The organism is Vibrio sp. 1401 (assembly GCF_033340295.1).
This window is the reverse complement of the sequence record NZ_JAWOWF010000804.1, coordinates 1-526: the sequence shown is the minus strand read 5'-3', so window position 1 is coordinate 526 and position 526 is coordinate 1. Positions and strand designations below refer to the sequence as shown.

Here is a 526-nt window from a genome sequence, read left to right as displayed (position 1 = left end):
CGCTATTTTTATCAACTCAGCGAAAAGCCGATCATTACTGTGGCAGGTAAAAACTGGCCGAGCGAAGTAGTTAACTTCTGTGGTGGTGAAAATGTATTTGCCAATACAGCAGCACCCTATCCTCAAGTTAGTATCGAGCAAGTGATCACACGTCAACCTGAAGTACTCTTCACCTCTCGTCATGCTATGAGTGATGATGGTATGTGGGCTCAATGGAAAAATGAACTACCAGCTCTGCGCAACAATCATGTTTGGTCACTCAATTCTGATTGGATAAATCGCCCAACACCACGCACACTCAATGCGATCATTGAAGTGTGTGAACACTTTGAAAGCGTTAGACGAAAACGCTAACGTTTTCGTTGGAAATGCCGTACAATTTCCGCCCATTTTTGTTCTCACACTTTTTATAGGTACCAAGTAACATGGATTCCATGCTGCTTTATATGATCGATTTATTCGGTACAGCAATCTTCGCTGTGTCTGGTGTTTTCCTCGCTGGCCGATTAAAAATGGATCCCTTCGG

2 protein-coding genes are annotated in these 526 nt (G+C 43.3%); both read left to right on the top strand.

Going from position 1 to position 526, the window contains the following annotated elements:
• On the top strand, window positions 1–354 hold a 354-nt coding region (locus R7Z77_RS28270; RefSeq protein ID WP_318137425.1), incomplete at its 5' end, for an ABC transporter substrate-binding protein.
• A gap of 71 nt (window positions 355–425) precedes the next feature.
• On the top strand, window positions 426–526 hold a 101-nt coding region (locus R7Z77_RS28265), incomplete at its 3' end, for a TRIC cation channel family protein (protein ID WP_318137426.1).